Annotated in this window: 17 protein-coding genes and 1 tRNA gene; 9 read left to right on the top strand and 9 right to left on the bottom strand. The window is 70.8% G+C overall.

Annotated elements, in window-relative coordinates:
* Positions 1-44 precede the first annotated feature (44 nt).
* Positions 45-1,115: a P1 family peptidase gene (locus tag J7E88_RS16520; protein ID WP_215181688.1), complete on the bottom strand. Its 1,071-nt coding sequence runs from the start codon at positions 1,113-1,115 to the stop codon at positions 45-47.
* 5 nt (positions 1,116-1,120) lie between these two features.
* Positions 1,121-2,350, bottom strand: coding sequence for a low temperature requirement protein A (locus J7E88_RS16515; protein ID WP_374196285.1), 1,230 nt, complete (start codon positions 2,348-2,350; stop codon positions 1,121-1,123).
* A 625-nt stretch (positions 2,351-2,975) separates the two neighbouring features.
* On the opposite strand from J7E88_RS16515, the gene J7E88_RS16510 reads away from it, so the two are divergent.
* Positions 2,976-3,182, top strand: a complete 207-nt coding sequence (locus tag J7E88_RS16510; protein WP_177150514.1) for a hypothetical protein — start codon at positions 2,976-2,978, stop codon at positions 3,180-3,182.
* 29 nt (positions 3,183-3,211) lie between these two features.
* On the opposite strand, the gene mscL is transcribed toward J7E88_RS16510, so the two are convergent.
* From mscL to J7E88_RS16480, 6 genes are all read right to left on the bottom strand, one after another.
* Positions 3,212-3,703 carry a large conductance mechanosensitive channel protein MscL gene (gene mscL / locus J7E88_RS16505; RefSeq protein WP_215181686.1) on the bottom strand — a complete coding sequence of 164 codons (492 nt, stop codon included), beginning with the start codon at positions 3,701-3,703 and terminating at the stop codon, positions 3,212-3,214.
* 138 nt (positions 3,704-3,841) lie between these two features.
* Positions 3,842-4,516 carry a hypothetical protein gene (locus J7E88_RS16500; RefSeq protein WP_251022740.1) on the bottom strand — a complete coding sequence of 225 codons (675 nt, stop codon included), beginning with the start codon at positions 4,514-4,516 and terminating at the stop codon, positions 3,842-3,844.
* Positions 4,517-5,076: 560 nt separating this feature from the next.
* Positions 5,077-6,027 carry an S-methyl-5'-thioadenosine phosphorylase gene (locus J7E88_RS16495; RefSeq protein WP_215181684.1) on the bottom strand — a complete coding sequence of 317 codons (951 nt, stop codon included), beginning with the start codon at positions 6,025-6,027 and terminating at the stop codon, positions 5,077-5,079.
* An 81-nt stretch (positions 6,028-6,108) separates the two neighbouring features.
* Positions 6,109-6,429, bottom strand: a complete 321-nt coding sequence (locus J7E88_RS16490; RefSeq protein WP_215181682.1) for an FmdB family zinc ribbon protein — start codon at positions 6,427-6,429, stop codon at positions 6,109-6,111.
* A gap of 68 nt (positions 6,430-6,497) precedes the next feature.
* Positions 6,498-7,769 carry an MFS transporter gene (locus J7E88_RS16485; protein WP_215181680.1) on the bottom strand — a complete coding sequence of 424 codons (1,272 nt, stop codon included), beginning with the start codon at positions 7,767-7,769 and terminating at the stop codon, positions 6,498-6,500.
* Between the two features lie 346 nt (positions 7,770-8,115).
* Positions 8,116-9,621: a potassium/proton antiporter gene (locus J7E88_RS16480; protein WP_215181741.1), complete on the bottom strand. Its 1,506-nt coding sequence runs from the start codon at positions 9,619-9,621 to the stop codon at positions 8,116-8,118.
* Positions 9,622-9,839: 218 nt separating this feature from the next.
* Between J7E88_RS16480 and J7E88_RS16475 the strand changes: the two genes are divergently transcribed.
* Positions 9,840-12,659: a penicillin acylase family protein gene (locus J7E88_RS16475; RefSeq protein ID WP_215181678.1), complete on the top strand. Its 2,820-nt coding sequence runs from the start codon at positions 9,840-9,842 to the stop codon at positions 12,657-12,659.
* Here the strand turns inward: J7E88_RS16475 and J7E88_RS16470 are convergent.
* Positions 12,625-13,242, bottom strand: a complete 618-nt coding sequence (locus tag J7E88_RS16470; protein ID WP_215181676.1) for a 5-formyltetrahydrofolate cyclo-ligase — start codon at positions 13,240-13,242, stop codon at positions 12,625-12,627. The genes J7E88_RS16475 and J7E88_RS16470 overlap by 35 nt on opposite strands.
* Positions 13,243-13,337: 95 nt before the next feature.
* Here J7E88_RS16470 and galU point away from each other — a divergent pair, with 95 nt between their 5' ends.
* The 7 genes from galU to J7E88_RS16435 all read left to right on the top strand — a co-directional run bounded on the left by galU (position 13,338) and on the right by J7E88_RS16435 (position 18,690).
* The gene (galU, locus tag J7E88_RS16465) at positions 13,338-14,261 is read left to right on the top strand and encodes a UTP--glucose-1-phosphate uridylyltransferase GalU (protein WP_215181674.1); all 924 of its coding nucleotides are present in this window, start codon (positions 13,338-13,340) and stop codon (positions 14,259-14,261) included.
* A 4-nt stretch (positions 14,262-14,265) separates the two neighbouring features.
* Positions 14,266-15,567, top strand: coding sequence for a gephyrin-like molybdotransferase Glp (glp, locus tag J7E88_RS16460; protein ID WP_215181672.1), 1,302 nt, complete (start codon positions 14,266-14,268; stop codon positions 15,565-15,567).
* Positions 15,568-15,640: 73 nt separating this feature from the next.
* Positions 15,641-16,132: a cyclic pyranopterin monophosphate synthase MoaC gene (gene moaC / locus J7E88_RS16455; protein ID WP_215181670.1), complete on the top strand. Its 492-nt coding sequence runs from the start codon at positions 15,641-15,643 to the stop codon at positions 16,130-16,132.
* Complete coding sequence (locus tag J7E88_RS16450; RefSeq protein ID WP_215181668.1) at positions 16,129-16,656, top strand: molybdenum cofactor biosynthesis protein B; 528 nt, start codon at positions 16,129-16,131, stop codon at positions 16,654-16,656. Before moaC ends, J7E88_RS16450 begins: the two co-directional genes overlap by 4 nt.
* Positions 16,653-17,294 (top strand): GNAT family N-acetyltransferase, encoded by a 642-nt coding sequence (locus tag J7E88_RS16445; protein WP_251022738.1) that lies wholly within the window; start codon positions 16,653-16,655, stop codon positions 17,292-17,294. Before J7E88_RS16450 ends, J7E88_RS16445 begins: the two co-directional genes overlap by 4 nt.
* A 136-nt stretch (positions 17,295-17,430) precedes the next feature.
* On the top strand, positions 17,431-18,534 hold the full coding sequence (gene glpR, locus J7E88_RS16440; RefSeq protein ID WP_215181666.1) for a gephyrin-like molybdotransferase receptor GlpR: 1,104 nt from the start codon (positions 17,431-17,433) through the stop codon (positions 18,532-18,534).
* Positions 18,535-18,616: 82 nt separating this feature from the next.
* A tRNA-Ala gene (locus tag J7E88_RS16435) sits at positions 18,617-18,690 on the top strand.
* Positions 18,691-18,704 lie beyond the last annotated feature (14 nt).

Below are 18,704 nucleotides of genomic sequence, written 5' to 3'. Positions count from 1 at the left end.
GTTCCCCGTTCCCCGCGATGTTCTCAACTCCTGTGCCGCCCCCGTCAGTCGGCGCCGTACAGCTCCCGGTACGAGGGGAAGCAGCCGCCCGGTCCGTCGACCCCGTCGGCCGCCCGCACGGCCTTCACGATCGCCCGGGTCACCGTGTCCGCGCCCGCAACGAGCACATCGTTGAGAGCGAGCGGATCGTCCTTGTCCAACGCCTTCGCGCCCGTGGCCAGGGCGAACACCGTGTCGCCGTCGTTGAGCAGATGCACCGGCCGTACGGCGCGCGCGATGCCGTCGTGCGAGGTTCCGGCGAGTTTGTGGGCCTGGGCGCGGCTCAAGTCGGCGTCGGTGGCGACGACGGCGAGCGTCGTGTTCAGCGGCGCCGGGCCGTTCTTGTCGCGCACTTCGGCCAGCCGCAGCTGCGCCGCCGCGTGCACGGCGGGCGCCGGATTGACGGCGTGTTCGGTGCCGTACGCGCCGTAGAGCGCGCCCGTGCGCGGATCGACCGCCGAGCCGACCGCGTTCGCGACCACGAGCGCCGCCACGGTGATTCCCGTCTCCAGGACGCAGCTCGCCGTGCCGACACCACCCTTGAACTGGCCGATCACCGCACCCGTTCCCGCGCCCACCGCTCCTTCCATCACCGGCGCGCCTTCCGCGCTCGCCGCGGCGGCCTCCACGGCCGCCCGCCCGGTCGCGGCATCCGGCCGGGCCCGCCAGTCACCACCGCGGCCCAGGTCGAAGACGCATGCGGCCGGCACGACGGGAACGACCTGCGAGGGGTCGGGGCCCACCCGTACGCCCCGGCCCTGCTCCTCCAGCCACGCCATCACGCCGGCCGCCGACTCCAGACCGAATGCGCTGCCGCCCGTCAGCACGACCGCCTCGATGCGCTGGACGAGATTGCGCGGATCGAGAGCGTCCGTCTCACGGGTGCCGGGACCGCCGCCCCGTACGTCGACCGCCGCGACCACTCCGCCGACCGGGGCGAGTACGACGGTCGTGCCGCTGAGCGCACGCTCCCCCTGTACCTGCGCATGCCCCACGCGCAGACCGGCCACATCCGTCAGCCCGCCGGAGGAGGTGCCGGGAGCGGATCCCGGTCCGGACGAGTCGTCGACACCCATGACCCCTACCGTAGTTGCTCACGCGTGATCGCGGGGCGAGGCGGCCGGGCGGCCAGGGTCACGCCGACGGCCACCGTCGCGGCCGCGGCCAGCCCGGCGGCGAACACGGCCCAGTGACCCGCGAACGTGCACGACAGCACGGCCAGCGCACCGACGGGCAGCGTCAGCTGCTGCGCCGTGCCACGCTTGAAGTGGCGGGCGTGCAGCAGCCACACCGTCAGAAAGAACGCCGCTGCCGGAATCGTCACCGCCGCGGCCGCGGCGGTGGTCGGCAGATGTGCCTTGCCGACCGCCTGCTCCACCGCCACCTCCAGCCCCGCCCCGACCGCCGCCGCCGAGGCGAAGATCAACAGGTGCCCATAACCCCAGGGGAACGCCTGGCGATTGGACACCAGCCGCTCGTGCGCAGGGACGGCGAAATAGATCCACCAGGCGGCGAAGACGATCAGTAGCCCGCCCGCGGCGATGGGCAGCAGTTCCCCCAGGGCGTCGTTCTCGTCCAGCGCGGACTGGACGGCAGTGGTGGCCGCGTGCATGGTCTCGCCGAGCACGATGAGCGTGAACAGCCCGTAGCGCTCCACGATGTGGTGCGGGTGCCAGGGCGTCTGGTGGTCCCGCTCGGCGACCACCGGGACGAGCAGCTCGCCCACCACGACGATCAAGAACAGCCAGCGCCGTGAGCCTTCCGGAGCCGCCAGCAGCGCGACCCACGCCGCCTGGCAGAGCACCAGGCCCACCGCGTACACCACGGCGGTGCGCCGCGCGGGGCCGGGCGGCTCGGAAGCGCCGGCGCGCAGCCACTGCCCGGTCAGCGCCACACGCATCACCAGGTAGCCGACGACGGCGATGGTCCAGTCGTTGTCGACGAAGGCGCGCGGCACTCCCGCCGCGTAGATGAGCACACCGGAGATCTGGATGAGCGTGGCGATCCGGTACGGAACGTCGTCGCAGTCGTAGGCGGAGGCGAACCAGGTGAAGTTCATCCAGGCCCACCACACGCCGAAGAACACATACAGATAGCCGACGACTCCCGTCCCCGCGTGATCTTCGGCGACGGCGTGCACCAGCTGGGCCCCGGCCTGGGCGACGGCGACGACGAAGCACAGGTCGAAGAAGAGCTCCAGCGGGGTCGCTCTGCGGTCGCTCTCCTCCCGGCTGCGCGCCGTCATCCGCTGCAGCGGTCTGACGTGGTGGTGGTCGGCGTGCCCTTTGTCCGGAGCAGGTGTGGACATCATTCGCAAAGCACAGCAGAACGGTCCGGTTGTCGACGGCCGGACGCGCGAGCCGGCCGCCCCGGTCACCCGGCCATCGGCCGCGACGACCGTTCTCCCGGGCCCTATTCACCGTCCCCGTCAGCCGAAGCGTCCTCACCCCCATGTCCATCAAAACGGGCTCACTTGCGCATATCGATCTAGCGTGGCTCCGTGACCGAGCCACCTGAAGCCCCGGGCGTACCGGCGAAGCCGTCGGTGCCCCCGTCCGAGCCGCGGCCCCTGCCACCCGCGCCACCCGCGCCGCCCTGGCGTGCCGACGTCACCCGGAGGGCGGGCTGTTCTGCCCGTTGCCATGAGGATGCCTTCGACGTCAGCACCGGAGAGGTGACGGCCGGGTGGGAGAAGTGATGGCCGGCGGGGAGAGGTGACGGCCGGGTGGGAGAGGTGACCGCCGGGCCGCCGCCCGACCGCTGTGGAGGGCCTGCCTCGGCGAGATCGCCGGCATGGCACCCGGCGGCCCGTCCATGGACGCTGTCCGCCGATCCGAGCCACCAGTGACTATGCCGACCCGTGCACTGTGGGCGCAGGAGCGGGGACCGGGGTCGACCGTTGACCACAAGGCGCCCCGCCGCCTTACCCTGGTTGTATGAGCACCGCCCCCGCCCCCGGACCGCGAGATGCGAAGCAGCCCGGCCGACAGCACTCGAAGCCGGAGCTGATCTTCGACGATCCGATGGACCAGCAGTCCTCGGACGATACGGACCGCGGGTGGGGTGAGCGGCCTCAGGTCAGCGGTGACAGCGCCGCGGATCTGGCGCGTTTTCTCGACGAGAAGCCGCCCCACCACATCTGAGCCCTCAGGGCTCGTGGTCCCTGCGGTGTCTAGCCGCGGTCCGCGGAAGTCGACGGGCCGGCCTGGTCCCCGGTGCCGCGCTGGGCGACCAGGGCGTCGCGGATCTCCTTCAGGACCTCCAGCTCCGTCACCTCCAGAGTCTCCTGCACGCCTTCCTTCTCCTTGCGCTGCGCCTCGCGACGTGCCAGGTACTTCGCCATGGGCAGCACCATCAGGAAGTACACGACGGCCGCTGTGATCAGGAACTGCAGGGTGGCGCCGAGCACTGAGCCCCACATGATCTGGATGCCCTGCATCTCGCCGTCGACGATCTCGCAGGGGTCCTTCAGACAGGAGCTGTAGGAGTCCAGGTTCTTCGTGCCGAACGCGCCGACGAGCGGGTTGATGACGCCCTTCACCACAGCGTTGACGATGTTGGTGAAGGCGGCGCCGATGACGACGGCGACCGCGAGGTCGATCACATTGCCGCGCATCAGGAAGGCCTTGAAGCCCTCGATCAGACTCGGCTTCTTCTCGCTCACGAATGAGCCTCTCTTCACATGTGCGGTAGGGGAGGGGGACTGCTGCGCAACCTACGTCAGCCCCTGGTCGCCCTGTCCAATCAGGGTCCGCCGACAGGCAACCTGGCGATACGTCAGTACGAGGTGGCGTATCGAACGTCAGCACACCGCCACCGCCAGTCGGGAGGTGGCCCCTGCTCCGGCCAGAGCCACAGCGGTGGTTCGCGGAACGGACAGCACGATCAAGGCTCCTCCGTCCGCGAGACTTTCGTCCGGTCGCGGAACCTCGGCAACCCTGACGCCGGACGCCACGACCTTTGCCGCCGACTCCTCGCCCGGCGGGGAATCCGCTGCGGCGATCACATCGACGCGGTCTCCCGGCCGCAGCAGCCGAACCGTCGCCGCGTCGGCGATGCGCACGGGAGCCGACACCAGAACGTCTCCGGGCCGCCGCTCCCGCGCCGGAGCCGCGGCGGCCAAAGCCCCCGTACCCGGCCCGGCTTCGCCGTGCGGCCCGGACCGGCCGCCCGGGTCGTCCGGACCTCGCGCGCTCGACGCGGCCAGCGCCGCGGCGGTCACGGCCAGCCCGGCCGCCATCGCGCGCCGCTGCCTGCGCAGCGCCCGCCGCAGCCGACGGCTGCTTCCGCGCATCCGCAGCGGCGGGAACTGAGGCACCCCCAGGGGATCCGGCGCCGGTGACGAGGCGATCGGGACGCCCATCGGAGCGGTGAACGGCGCGATGTAGGGCGCGGTCGGCGGGGCGGCGAAGGGCGCGGTCGGCGGGGCGGCCGGCCGGTGCGGTGACGCTGTCGGCGCAGGCGTCGTGAACGGCATCCGCCGGCAAGGCGCGTCAGGGACGGCTGGGGCGGGGAGACCGGAAGGGCCCGCAGGCGGCTTGGAGGGGCCCGAAGCCCCGGAAGGAGCCGAAGACCCGGAGGGGCCTGCGAGGCTGGAGGGATCCGTAGAACCGGCAGGCGCTGAGGCCCCCGAAGCAGTCGAGGCCACGGAAGAAGCCGAAGGGCCAGGAGGAGCCGCGGGGCCTGCAGGATCCGAAGGAGGCGAGGAGGCCACAGGTACTGAAGGACCGGACAGACTCGGAGGAGGCGAGGAGGCCACAGGTACTGAAGGACCGGACAGACCCGAAGCAGGCGGGGAAGCCGGAGAGGGTGCAGCGGCCGAAGGAGGCGGGGAAGCCGGAGAGGGTGCAGCGGCCGAAGGGGTCGAGGGACCGGAGGACGAATACAGCGACATGCCGAGTACCGCCTGTCATGAGGCGTGGACCGGGCCTGCTGCCCGTGTCCGACCGCTCCTCACGATCCACCGTCCGGTCCGCCCCCGCTGAAGCCTGTGGACAGCTCCTTCATTGTGGAAAACCTGGCCACTCCCCAGGGTGGTTACGGCAGGTCGATGCCCGGATCGACACCGGCGAGCGCGTTCCCGCACGAGCAGTCGCGGTCCTCGTTCGCCGGCAGCGCGGCCACCACGTCGAACAGCACGGTCCGCAGCCGGTCCACATTGGCCGCGAACACCTTCAAGACCTCCTCGTGCGAGACGCCCTCGCCCGCCTCCGCACCCGCGTCCAGGTCGGTGACCAGCGTCATCGACGTGTAGCAGAGCTCCAGTTCGCGGGCGAGCACCGCCTCGGGGTGCCCGGTCATGCCGACCACCGACCAGCCCATCGCGGCGTGCCAGCGCGACTCGGCCCGGGTCGAGAAGCGCGGCCCCTCCACGACCACCAGCGTGCCGCCGTCGACCGGCTCCCAGGCGCGACCGCGCGCGGCCTCCAGAGCTGCCTTGCGGCCGCGCGGGCAGTAGGGGTCGGCGGGCGATACGTGCACTACGTTCGGCACCGCGCCGGACGGCAGGGGCAGCCCGTCGAAATACGTCTGGGCCCGGGACTTCGTACGGTCCACGAACTGGTCGGGCACCAGCAGGGTGCCCGGGCCGTACTCCGGACGCAGGCCGCCCACGGCGCACGGGCCGAGCACCTGCCGTACGCCCACCGACCGCAGCGCCCAGAGGTTGGCCCGGTAGTTGATGCGGTGGGGCGGCAGGTGATGGCCGCGGCCGTGGCGGGGCAGGAAGGCCACCTTGCGGCCGGCGATCTTGCCGAGGAAGAGCGAGTCGCTGGGGGCGCCGTACGGGGTGTCGACCTGGATCTCGGTGACGTCGTCCAGGAAGGAGTAGAAGCCCGATCCACCGATCACGCCGATCTCGGCGAGGCCCGGGCCGGAGATGCCGGAGCCGGAGCCGGAGCCCTCCGGAGAACCGGCAGAGCGGGCAGGGGAACCGGAACCGATGCCGGAAGAGCCAGAGCCTGCGTTCGGGTGCGCGTTGGTCGCCATGGCGGTCACACTAGCCGGACGCGAAAACGCCAAGAACCCCACCGTGGCCACTGCCACGGCGGGGTCCGCGAATCGTAAGGATCAGGCGGCGGAGCCGGAGGTGCTCGACGCGCTCGTCGAGGAGGACGAGGCCGAACCGGAGCTCGACGACGTGGTCGTGGCCGACGACGACTTCGACTCGGACGGCTTCGAACCCGACGAGGCGGGCGAGCTGCTCGACGACGCACCGCGGCTGTCGTTGCGGTAGAAGCCGGAGCCCTTGAAGACGATGCCGACAGCCGAGAACACCTTCTTGAGGCGTCCGTCGCAGCTCGGGCACACGGTCAGGGCGTCATCGGTGAACTTCTGCACCGCCTCGAGGCCCTCGCCGCACGCGGTGCACTGATACTGGTAGGTCGGCACTTGTCTTCCTCCTGGCACTCTCACTCGATGAGTGCTAACGACGATCCATAGTGACGCATTCCGCTGGATCAGTCCACCGTCACCGGCACTCGGTGACCGATCCCACGTGCGGCCACCCGTCCGCCCGCGGTCGGCGTCAGGCGCGTACGCAGTGCCAGCAGCGTGGCCAGCGCGAGAGCCGTGCCCACGAGCGGGACGACGAATCCGGCGCTCGCGCCGTATCCGTCCGCAAGCCGTCCGGCCACCGTTACGGCCGCCGCCTGCCCGAGCGCGACCGCGCCTGTCAGCCAGGTGAAGGCCTCGGTGCGGGCGGACGCGGGCACCAGCGACTCGACCAGCGTGTAGCCGCTGATCAGGGCCGGGGCGATGAACAGGCCGACGACGAGGCCGAGCGCGCCGAGCAGGGCGACGGAGTGTGCCGTCCACAGCAGGGACGCGGCGACCGTGAGCGCCGTGTAGCCGATGACGAGCCGGCGGCGCGGCCCGGTCTTCCAGGCGATGGCCCCGACGGCGACGCCTGCGAGCATGTTGCCCGCGGCGAAGAGTCCGTAGAGCAGACCGTTCATGCCGGGCTGCCCGATCTCCTCGGTGAACGCGGTCAGCGAGACCTGCATGCCGCCGAAGACGGCTCCGATGCCCAGGAAGGCGACGGCCAGCACCCGCACACCCGGTATGGACAGGGCGGACGTGCGCTCCGCGCGGATCTCGGCGGTCTGGTGGCCGATGGCGGGCTGGGTGCTGCGCTGGGCGGCGAACAGCAGGCCGCCCGCCAGCGTCAGCGCCGCCTCGGCGATCAGGCCGGCGGCAGGGTGCACGCCCGTGCACAGGGCAGTGGCCAGGACCGGGCCGACGACGAACGTGAACTCGTCCGTCACCGACTCGAAGGCCGCGGCGGTCTGCATCAAAGGCGAGCCCTGGAGCTTGGCGGCCCAGCGGGCCCGCACCATCGGCCCGATCTGCGGCACCGACGCACCGGTCGGCACCGCGGCGGCGAACAGGACCCACAGCGGAGCGCCCGAGAGGGCCAGCGCGGTGAGCGAGGCGACCGAGACGGTGTGCACCAGGACGCCGGGCACCAGCACCGCGCGCTGGCCGAAGCGGTCCGCGAGCTTGCCGCTCTGCGGTGCGAACAGCGCCATGGAGACACCGGTGACGGCGGCGACCGCACCGGCGCTGCCATAGGAACCAGTGGTGTGCTGGATCAGCAGCACGATGCCGATCGTGAGCATCGCGAACGGCTGGCGGGCAGCGAATCCTGGGAGCAGGAATGTCCAGGCTCCAGGGGTACGGAGCAGCTGGCCGTAACCAGGACGCGTGTCAGAAGCGACCGTGGACGCCACGGCCCCTTGCCTTTCTGCCGCCTGGTAGCGCTCCCCTGGGTGTCGGGAGTCGCCGAGAGCTGTCCTCTTGCGCGGAACTGCGGTAGATACCGGGGTCCACACGAAGGGACACCGCGGCCGCCATACGGTCGCGCCAGCTCTGCGTCAGGCAGAGTTGGTCGATCAGTGTGCCTTCATGGTACAGGGATTCCGGCGGTTTCTGCCTGGGAAATGACGTAGATCACCGCTCCGTTCCTGTGTTTGGACAGCCTGTCGGCGCAGATGGCGTCGGTTCCCCGCGCGGATGGCTCCCGTTCCCGACGCGGATCGCATCCAGTTCCGGCGCGGATGGTGCGCGGCCGACGGACTACGAGCGGCCGGACCGCCCCCCGGTGCCCAGCCAGTCGGCCAGCTTTCCGCCCTGGCCGACCGCTCTGAGCCGCCGCTCGGCGGCGTCCCTGACCGGGTCGGTGGCCACGACCAGCAGCTCGTCGCCGTGCCGCAGCACCGTCGTCGGGAGCGGCACGAAACTCGTGCCGTCGCGTACGACGAGAGTGACCGCCGAGCCGGAGGGCAGCCGGAGCTCCGCGACCTCCACGCCGTGCATCTTCGAGCCGTCCGGGATGGCGACCGACAGCAGATGGCCGCGCAGCCGCTCCAGCGGAGCGGATTCGACGCCAAGGTCGGCCGCCTCGGAGGAGTCGCCGAGGTGCAGGGCCCTCGCGAGCCAGGGCAGCGTCGGGCCCTGGACCAGGGTGTAGACGACGACCAGGACAAAGACGATGTTGAAGATCCGGTCGTTGCCCTCGACGCCGGAGACCATCGGGATCGTGGCGAAAATGATGGGGACGGCGCCGCGCAGACCGGCCCAGGACATCAGCACCTGCTCCTGCCACGGAATGCGGAACGGCATGAGGCTGACGAGGACGCCCACCGGTCGAGCCAGCACGGTGAGCATCAGGCCCACCACGACCGCCGGCCAGAAGTCCCTCAGCAGCTCGTGCGGCGTCACCAGCAGGCCGAGCAGGACGAACATGCCGATCTGCGCGATCCAGCCGAGGCCCTCGGCGAAGCCGCGGTTCGCGGGCGCGTGCGGCAGCTTGGAGTTGCCGAGGACCATGGAGGCGAGATAGACGGCGAGGAAGCCGCTTCCGTGCGCCATGGCGCCGGCCGCGTAGGCGACCACGGCGATGGCCATGACGGCGATGGGGTACAGACCGGACGCGGGCAGCGCGACGCGCCTCAATCCGAATGCTCCGAGCCAGCCCGTGGCAAGTCCGACGAGAGCGCCGATCGCGAGTTCGAGCGCGATCCTTCCGACCAGGAGGTACCACTCGTCGATCGGGCCCGCCGAGGAGAAGGCCACGACCAGAATGACGACCGGGGCGTCGTTGAAACCGGATTCGGCCTCGAGCGCGCCGGTCACCCGGGACGGCAGCGGCACTCTGCGCAGCACGGAGAAGACCGCTGCCGCGTCGGTGGATGACACCACCGCACCGATGATCAGTGCCTGCTGCCACTCCAGGCCGACGAGGTAGTGCGCCGCCGCTGCCGTGATGCCCACGCTCACCGCGACGCCGACCGTCGACAGCACAGCGGCCGCCGGCAGCGCCGGTTTGATCTCCTTCCACTTGGTGGCGAGGCCACCTTCGGCCAGGATCACCACGAGTGCGCCGTACCCGATCACCTGCGTCAGCTCGGCGTCGTCGAAATGGACGTCGAGCAGGCCGTCCTGGCCCATCGCGATCCCGATACCGAGATACAGCAACAGGCTGGGCAGCCCACTGCGGGACGAGATGCGCACCGCCGCGACGGCGACGAGCAGGACGAGCGAGCAGATGAGCAGGAGTTCGTTGAGCTGGTGGACAGTCAGTGGCCGATCCTTCCCCTCGCGCCCTCATGCCGGAGATGTCGTAACCGGCTGCGGCACTTTGTTACCTTACCTAATCTTTAACGTTTCCTTGACGGTCAGATGATCCGTTTGTCTGTCTGCGGGAGCGGCCTTGTGGATACCGCGTCAGGGCCGGTCGGGCGCTGCGCCTAGAGTTGCCTCAGCATTCCCAGGACCACCCTGCCCCTCGAAGGACAGCGATGCCCGCCAACACAACCGCCTCTTCCCCCAAGAAGAAGAAGGGGCGACGCGCCCGACTGCTCGTGCTCGTCCTGGTGCTGGCGCTTGTCGCAGGTGTCGGTTACGGGGCCTACTGGAGCATCAGCACGGTTCGCGCCTCGTTCCCGACCACCAATGGCACGATCGAACTCCAAGGTCTCGGCGGCCGGGTGGAGGTCAAGCGCGACGACTACGGCATTCCGCAGATCTATGCGGACAGCGACGAAGACCTCTTCCGTGCCCAGGGCTTCGTCCAGGCGCAGGACCGCTTCTGGGAGATGGACGTCCGCCGGCACATGACCGCGGGGCGGCTCTCCGAAATGTTCGGATCGGGCCAGGTCGAGACGGACGCCTTCCTGCGCACGCTCGGCTGGCGCCGAGTGGCACAGCAGGAGTACGACACCAAGCTCTCGGCCGAGACGAAGAAGTATCTGCGGGCGTACGCGGACGGCGTCAACGCCTACCTCAAGGACCGCTCGGCCGAGGAACTGTCGGTCGAATACGCGGCCCTGGCCTTCACCAACGACTACAAGCCCGAGCCGTGGACCCCGGTCGACTCCGTGGCCTGGCTGAAGGCGATGGCCTGGGACCTGCGCGGCAACATGCAGGAAGAGATCGACCGCTCGCTGCTCACCAGCAGGCTCAGCGAGAAGCAGATCCGCGACCTCTACCCGTCGTATCCCTATGACCGCAACAAGCCGATCGTGCAGGGGGGCGGGATCGACCCGGCCACCGGCGCGTACGACCCGGCTGCCAAGCCCTCCGGCTCGACGGGCAGCGGATCGACGGGTGACGACGCGGCGAGCGACGGCGCGACGGGCAACGGCTCCGCCGACAGCGGCGCACCGGGCGGCGGCTCGGGCAGCGCGTCCGAAGCGGGCGCCGGCCTGAACTCCCAGTTGGGTGCGCTCTCCGACACGCTCGACGCCATTCCGGAGCTGCTCGGCCCCAACGGCAACGGCATCGGCTCCAACTCCTGGGTCGTCTCCGGCACATACACGACGACCGGCAAGCCCCTGCTGGCCAACGACCCGCACCTCGCGCCCCAGCTGCCGTCCCTCTGGTACCAGATGGGTCTGCACTGCCGCACGGTGTCCGACCGCTGTTCGTTCGACGTCGCGGGTTACACCTTCTCCGGTATGCCCGGCGTCATCATCGGCCACAACCAGGACATCGCCTGGGGCTTCACCAACCTCGGCGCCGACGTGACCGACCTCTACCTGGAGAAGCTCAGCGGCGACAACTACCTCGTCGGCAGCCGGCAGGAGAAGCTGGCCCACCGCACGGAGGTCATCAAGGTCGCCGGCGGCTCCGACAAGACGATCACGGTCCGCTCCACCGAGCACGGCCCGCTGGTCTCCGACCGCAGCGACGAGCTGGAGAAGGTCGGTGAGCGGGCCCCCGTGTCCAACGCAGCACCCGACCGCGGCACCGGCTACGCGGTGTCCCTGCAGTGGACGGCACTGCAGCCCGGCAAGTCGATGGACGCCGTCTTCGCGCTCGACCGGGCCAAGGACTTCACCTCCTTCCGCCGCGCCGCCCGCGACTTCGAGGTGCCCTCCCAGAACCTCGTCTACGCCGACGCCAAGGGCAACATCGGCTACCAGGCCCCGGGCAAGATCCCGCTTCGGGGCGAGGGCGACGGCACGACGCCCGCGCCCGGCTGGGACCCGAGGTACAAGTGGGACGGCTACATCTCCTTCGAGGAGCTGCCCTACGACTACAACCCGGACCGCGGCTACATCGTCACCGCGAACCAGGCGGTCGTCGACGCGAAGAAATACCCGTATCTGATCACCGAGGACTACGGCTACGGCGCCCGCAGCCAGCGGATAAACGACCTCATCGCGTCCAAGATCCGGGGCGGCGGCAAGATCTCCACCGAAGACATGCGCACCATGCAGATGGACAACAGCAGCGAGATAGCCAAGCTGTTGACCCCCTATCTGCTGAAGATCGACGTCTCCGACCCTTATGTCCGCGAGGCGCAGAAGCTGCTGGAGGGCTGGGACTACACCCAGGAGCCGGACTCCGGTGCCGCCGCGTACTTCAATGCCGTGTGGCGCAATGTGCTCAAGCTGGCGTTCGGCAACAAGCTCCCCAAGGAGCTGAGGGTCGAGGGCGAATGCCTGAACGTGCTGCCCGCCGACAGCACCGCGCCGGACGACGACCTGACGGAGCGGGTGCGCGAATGCGGCCAGCGGGACAGCGACCTCGCGCAGCCCGACGGAGGCGACCGCTGGTACGAGGTGGTGCGCCGGCTGCTCAAGGACGAGGACAGCGAGTGGTGGCGCACGCCGAAGACGCGTACGGACAAGGCGACCGACACCCGTGACGAGCTCCTCGACCGCGCCATGGAGGACGCCCGCTGGGAGCTGACCGCGGAGCTCGGCAAGGATGCCTCCACCTGGAGCTGGGGCCGCCTGCACCAGCTGACGCTGAAGAACCAGACGCTTGGCACCGAGGGCCCGGGCTTCCTGCAGTTCGTGCTCAACCGGGGTCCGTGGAACCTGGGCGGCGGCGAGGCCGCGGTCAACGCCACCGGCTGGAATGCGGCGGGAGGCTACGGCGTCGTGTGGGTGCCGTCGATGCGGATGGTCGTCACCGTCGGCGAGTGGGACAAGTCCCGGTGGATCAATCTGACCGGGGCGTCGGGTCACGCGTACAGCGCGCACTACACCGACCAGACCGACAAGTGGGCAGAGGGCGAGCTGCTCGACTGGGCCTACGGCGCCCAGGCGGTGGACGCCGCGACCGTGGACAGGCTCACGCTCGTCCCGCCGGGCGGCTCGGCCCAGTGAAGCGGCGCACTCCTTGAGGCGTGACCACGGCGTGGACGGGGTGGTCGTGCGGTTCCACCGGGACCCGCGCGACCACCTCGTTCGCGTAGAGGAGCACGACGAGGGCGGGGTCGGCCTGCGCCGCGGCGAGCCGGGCGAGGACGCGGTCGTACGAGCCGCCGCCGCGGCCCAGCCGCATCCCGAGGTCGTCGACGGCGAGGCCGGGCAGCAGGACGGCGTCCGCGTCGACGACTGCCTCGGGGCCGAGCCGCTCGCCGTCCGGCTCCAGCAGGCCGCGGCCGGCGGGTGCCAGGTGGCCGGCGCCGCGGTAGAGGCCCCAGTCGAGGTCGTTGTCCGGAAGGAGGACCGGCAGCAGGACCCGTGTGCCCCGCGCATGCAGTGCGTCGAGCAGCGCGTGGGTGCCCGGTTCGCGCCCGACGGAGACGTACGCGGCGACGGTACCGGCCTCGGCCAGCTCCGGCAGCAGCAGCGCGTGCCGGGCGAGAACCGTTGCCGCGTCGCTCACGTCGTCAGGGGACAGCAGCCGCCGCGCACCGAGAAGTTCCGCGCGAAGAGCAATCTTTCCGGACATTTCCTTGCCCATTGGTCGCCTGTAAACCTCTCGTATGCGTCTCTATGAGGATGAAGTTAACCGGAGCATCATCTTCCGGCCCATATTCAGCGGATATGGTGCTCCGCATGACTCAGTCGCACTTCAGGATCAGCAAGGCTGTCATCCCTGCCGCAGGCCTTGGCACCCGGTTCCTGCCTGCCACGAAAGCCACTCCCAAAGAGATGCTGCCTGTGGTCGACAAGCCCGCGATCCAGTACGTCGTCGAGGAGGCGGTCTCGGCCGGTCTCTCCGACGTCCTGATGATCACGGGTCGCAACAAGCGCCCCCTCGAGGACCACTTCGACCGTAACTATGAGCTGGAGGAGGCGCTCTCCCGCAAGGGCGACGCCGGCCGGCTCGCGAGGGTCCAGGAGTCGAGCGACCTCGCCACCATGCACTACGTGCGCCAGGGCGACCCGCGCGGCCTCGGCCACGCCGTGCTGTGCGCCGAGCCGCACGTCGGGGACCAGCCGTTCGCCGTCCTCCTCGGCGACGACCTGATCGACCCGCGCGACCCGCTGCTCGCGCGCATGATCGAGATCCAGGAGCGCGAGGGCGGCACGGTCGTCGCGCTGATGGAGGTCGACCCGGCCCAGATCCACATGTACGGCTGCGCCGCCGTGAAGCCCACCGGCGACAGCGACGTCGTGAAGATCACGGACCTCGTCGAGAAGCCGGACGCCGCCGAGGCCCCGAGCAATCTCGCGGTCATCGGCCGTTACGTCCTCGATCCCGCGATCTTCGGGATACTCCGCAAGACCGAGCCGGGCCGCGGCGGCGAGATCCAGCTCACCGACGCCATCCAGAAGCTGGCCGAGGCCGAGCAGTCGGAGGACGAGGCGGAGCGCTCCGGCGGCCCCGTGCACGGTGTGGTCTTCAAGGGCCGCCGCTACGACACCGGTGACCGGGGTGACTATCTGCGTGCCATTGTCAGACTCGCATGCGAACGTGAGGACCTGGGCCCGGAGTTCCGGGACTGGCTTCGCAGCTTTGTGAACGAGGAGATGTAGGACCGTGAGCAGCACGATCTGGTCGGTTGACGACCACCTGGAGGACATCCTCGCCGCGATCCGGCCGCTCGACCCGATCGAGCTCCAGCTGCCGGACGCACAGGGGTGTGTCCTGGTCGAGGACGTCACCGTTCCGATCGCGCTGCCCCCCTTCGACAACAGCTCCATGGACGGGTACGCCGTCCGGGTCGCCGATGTGGCGGGCGCGAGCGAGGAGTTCCCGGCCGTGCTCACCGTCATCGGCGACGTGGCGGCCGGCAGCGGCGGGCTGCCCACCATCGGCCCCGGCCAGGCCGCGCGCATCATGACCGGCGCGCCGCTGCCGCCCGGCGCCCAGGCCGTCGTCCCGGTCGAGTGGACCGACGGCGGCACCGGCGGCGGGGCCGCCACAGCCATGCGTCCGGCCGGTGAGGCCCCCGAGGGCGCGAGCGGCGAGGTCCGGGTGCACCGTCCGGCCGAGGAGGGAGCCCATGTGCGCTCCCGCGGCAGCGATGTGCAGGCGGGTGATCTCGCGCTCGCCGCGGGCACGGTGCTCGGTCCCCCGCAGATCGGTCTGCTCGCCGCGATCGGCCGCGGCACCGTGCGGGTCCGTCCCCGCCCGCGTGTGGTCGTCCTGTCGACCGGCAGTGAACTTGTCCAGCCCGGCGAGAGGTTGGCGGAGGGGCAGATCTACGACTCCAACAGCTTCGCGCTGGCGGCCGCCGCACGCGACGCCGGTGCCATCTCCTACCGGGTCGGGGCGGTCACCGACGACGCCGAGACGCTGCGCGCGACCATCGAGGACCAGCTGATCCGCGCCGACCTCCTGGTGACCACGGGCGGAGTGAGCGTCGGCGCGTACGACGTGGTCAAGGAGGCGCTCGCCTCGGTCGGGGACGAGGACGTGCCCGGCAGCGGGATCGACTTCCGCAAGCTCGCCATGCAGCCGGGAAAGCCGCAGGGCTTCGGCTCCATCGGCCGGGAGCACACCCCCCTGCTGGCCCTGCCGGGTAATCCGGTCTCCAGCTATGTGTCCTTCGAGCTGTTCGTCCGGCCCGCGATCCGCACGCTGATGGGCCTCCCGGACGTCCACCGGCCGACGGTCCGCGCCGCGCTCAAGGCGGACAAGGCGCTGGCGTCCCCGGCCGGCAAGCGCCAGTTCCTGAGGGGGACGTACGACGCCGAGTCGGGCAGCGCCACCCCGGTCGGGGGCTCGGGCTCCCATCTGATCGCGGCCCTCGCGCACGCGGACTGTCTGATCGTCGTCCCCGAGACCGCCACCTCCGTGGAGCCCGGCGCCGAGGTCGACGCGGTCCTCCTGGGGTGAGCGGCCCGCTGTGGCGGTACCGTGTCTGCCCACACAAGGCCCTGATGGGACCGGACCGGGAGCGCCACAGCAGATGAGTACGCAAGGCAGGCTGACGCACATCGACGACGCGGGGGCTGCCCGCATGGTGGACGTCTCCCAGAAGGACGTGACCGCTCGCACCGCACGGGCGACCGGTCGCGTCCTCGTCTCGCAGCAGGTCGTGGAGCTGCTGCGCGGCGAGGGCGTCCCGAAGGGCGACGCGCTCGCCACGGCCAGGATCGCCGGGATCATGGGCGCGAAGCGCACGCCCGACCTGATTCCGCTGTGCCACCCGCTCGCCGTCTCGGGCGTGACGCTGGATCTGTCGGTCACCGACGACGCGGTCGAGATCGCGGCCACCGTGAAGACGACGGATCGCACGGGTGTGGAGATGGAGGCCCTCACCGCGGTCTCGGTCGCCGCCCTCACGGTCGTCGACATGGTGAAGGCGGTCGACAAGGCGGCCGTGATCACGGACATCCGCGTCGAGGAGAAGACGGGCGGCAAATCCGGGGACTGGACGCGCGAAGGGGACCGGTCATGACCGACGCCCACGCCACAGCGCCGTACCGCGCCCTGGTCGTGACCGCCTCCAACCGCGCCTCCGCCGGGGTGTACGAGGACAAGGGCGGCCCGCTGATCGCCGAGAAGCTCACCGTCCTGGGGTTCGCCGTCGACGGCCCCCGGGTGGTGCCCGACGGCGACCCCGTCGGCGATGCGCTTCGCAAGGGGGTCGAGGCCGGATACGACGTCATCCTCACCACCGGCGGCACGGGCATCTCGCCCACGGACCGCACGCCTGACGTCACGCGTGCGCTGCTGGACCGCGAGGTCCCGGGCATCCCGGAGGCGATCCGGGCGTACGGGCGGGAGAAGGTGCCCGCCGCCGCGCTGTCCCGGGGCGCCGCCGGGGTCGCCGGCCGCACCCTGATCGTCAATCTCCCCGGCTCCACCGGTGGCGTGCGCGACGGGCTCGCGGTGCTGGAGGGGATCCTGCGCCACGCCGTGGACCAGATCCGCGGCGGGGACCATCCACGTCCTGCGGACCCGTCCTCACCGACGTCATGAACGTGACCTGGCCCGTGGTCCTCGCGAACGGCGATGTCGTCCTGCGCCCCATAAAGATGCGGGACCAGCGCAACTGGCGCGAGGTCAACCGGCGCAACCGCGACTGGCTGCGGCCCTGGGAGGCGACGATCCCGCCACCCGCCCCGGGCGGCCCGCTCGCACAGCGCCCGACCTACCGGCAGATGGTCCGCCACCTGCGGTCGGAGGCCAACGCGGGCCGGATGCTGCCGTTCGTCATCGAGTACCAGGGGCGGCTTGTGGGGCAACTGACCGTCGCCGGGATCACCTGGGGATCGATGTGCTCGGGGCATGTCGGCTACTGGGTGGACCGGGACGTCGCGGGCCGTGGGGTGATGCCCACCGCGGTCGCCCTCGCCGTGGACCACTGCTTCCGCGCGGTCGGGCTGCACCGCATCGAAGTGTGCATCCGACCGGAGAACGTGCCCAGCCGCCGGGTCGTGGAGAAACTCGGATTCCGCGAGGAGGGGCTGCGGCCCCGTTATCTCCACATCGACGGTGCGTGGCGTGACCATCTGGTCTTCGCGCTGACGGCCGAGGAGGTGCCGGAAGGGCTGCTGACCCGCTGGCACCAGGCACGACCTGGAGCGGCACCCGGAACGGCGCAGGAAATAAAATAAGTGTTCGAAATTGATCGTCGCAGAGCGTGAACTGATCTGAGTAATCACAAAAAAGGTCGGTGATATCAGCCAGATCGTGCGACACACCGGGCCAATTGGCGGATGCCCTTGCGCGAATCCCTCTACGGTGTGATGCGTGAGCAGCAGCGGCCTCATCTACGCAGTCATCGTCGGGGCCTGGGCCGCCTACTTGGTGCCGATGTGGCTCCGCAGGCAGGACGAGCTCAACGAAGCTCGTCCAACGGAACGCTTCTCCACCGCCATCCGGCTGTTGTCCGGCCGGGCGGGGATGGAGCGCCGGTACGCCAAGGAGCTGCGGGGACGCACCGCAGAGGGGCCCGAGCGCGACGTGGACCCGGATGCCGTCACGGACCGATTGAGTTCCGTGGACGTCCGGGCCTTCGCCGCGCCCCGAACCGAAGTGCGCCAGGAGGTGCCCTCCGAGGCGACCCCCGGCGCCGCCGGTGCGGGGCGTCCCCCGGCCCGGCGCCCGGCCCCGCGGGAGCGGGAGCGGCAGCGGCAGAACAGCGCCGCCGGCGAGCGCGCCCGGCGCACCAAGGTGCTGGCCCGCCGCAGACGGACCACGACCCTCCTCTTCGTCGCCTTCAGCGCCGGCGCGGTCGTCGCGGCGGTCGGCGGACTCGGTTTCCTCTGGGCACCGGCCGTCCCGGCCGTACTGCTGAGCACGTACATCGTGTATCTGCGGGCTCAGGAGAGGCGGCGTTTCGCCTACGTCATGGACCGCAGGCAGGCCGAGGCCGCGGCGCAGCGGCTGCGGGAGAGCCGGCCGCGCCGCCACCAGCAGCCCGCCGGTGCGGCCGAGCCCGACGAGGAGCCCGCCGCGCATGCCGACCCGGAACCGGCGCCGACGCTCTCCCCGCAGGAGGCCGGACGGCGTGCGCTGGTCGAGCAGACCGATCATGCGGAGTGGGTGGACCAGCAGCGCCAGCGCGGCCCGGCCACGGGCGACAGCTGGGACCCGGTGCCCGTGCCGCTGCCGACGTACGTCACCGCGCCCGTCGCCCCGCGTGCGACGAGCGGGGTGGACGTCAGCGACCCGGAGACGTGGAGCGCGGCGCGTTCCTCCGCCGCGGAACCGGCCGTCCCGCCCGCCCCGGCGTCCGCGGAGCCATCCGCCGGCCTGCGGCCACCGCAGCCGCGCCGCTCCCGGGACCGCGGCCGCACGCCGCTTTTCGACCAGTACGCGGACGAGGACCGGCCCCGCGCGGCCAACGAGTGACCCGCCCCGGCGGCATCCGTGACCAGCGGGGAACGGATTTCCAAGCACGCCGATGGGGATGCTAGAGTTTCACTCGTTGCAAGGGCCTGTGGCGCAGTCTGGTAGCGCACCTCGTTCGCATCGAGGGGGTCTGGGGTTCAAATCCCCACAGGTCCACCGCAGCTGAGAGC

The sequence above is a fragment of the Streptomyces sp. ISL-10 genome (genome assembly GCF_018614575.1).
Lineage (GTDB): Bacteria > Actinomycetota > Actinomycetes > Streptomycetales > Streptomycetaceae > Streptomyces.
The sequence above is the reverse complement of the archived record's forward strand: the minus strand, read 5'-3'. Positions and strand labels throughout refer to the sequence as shown.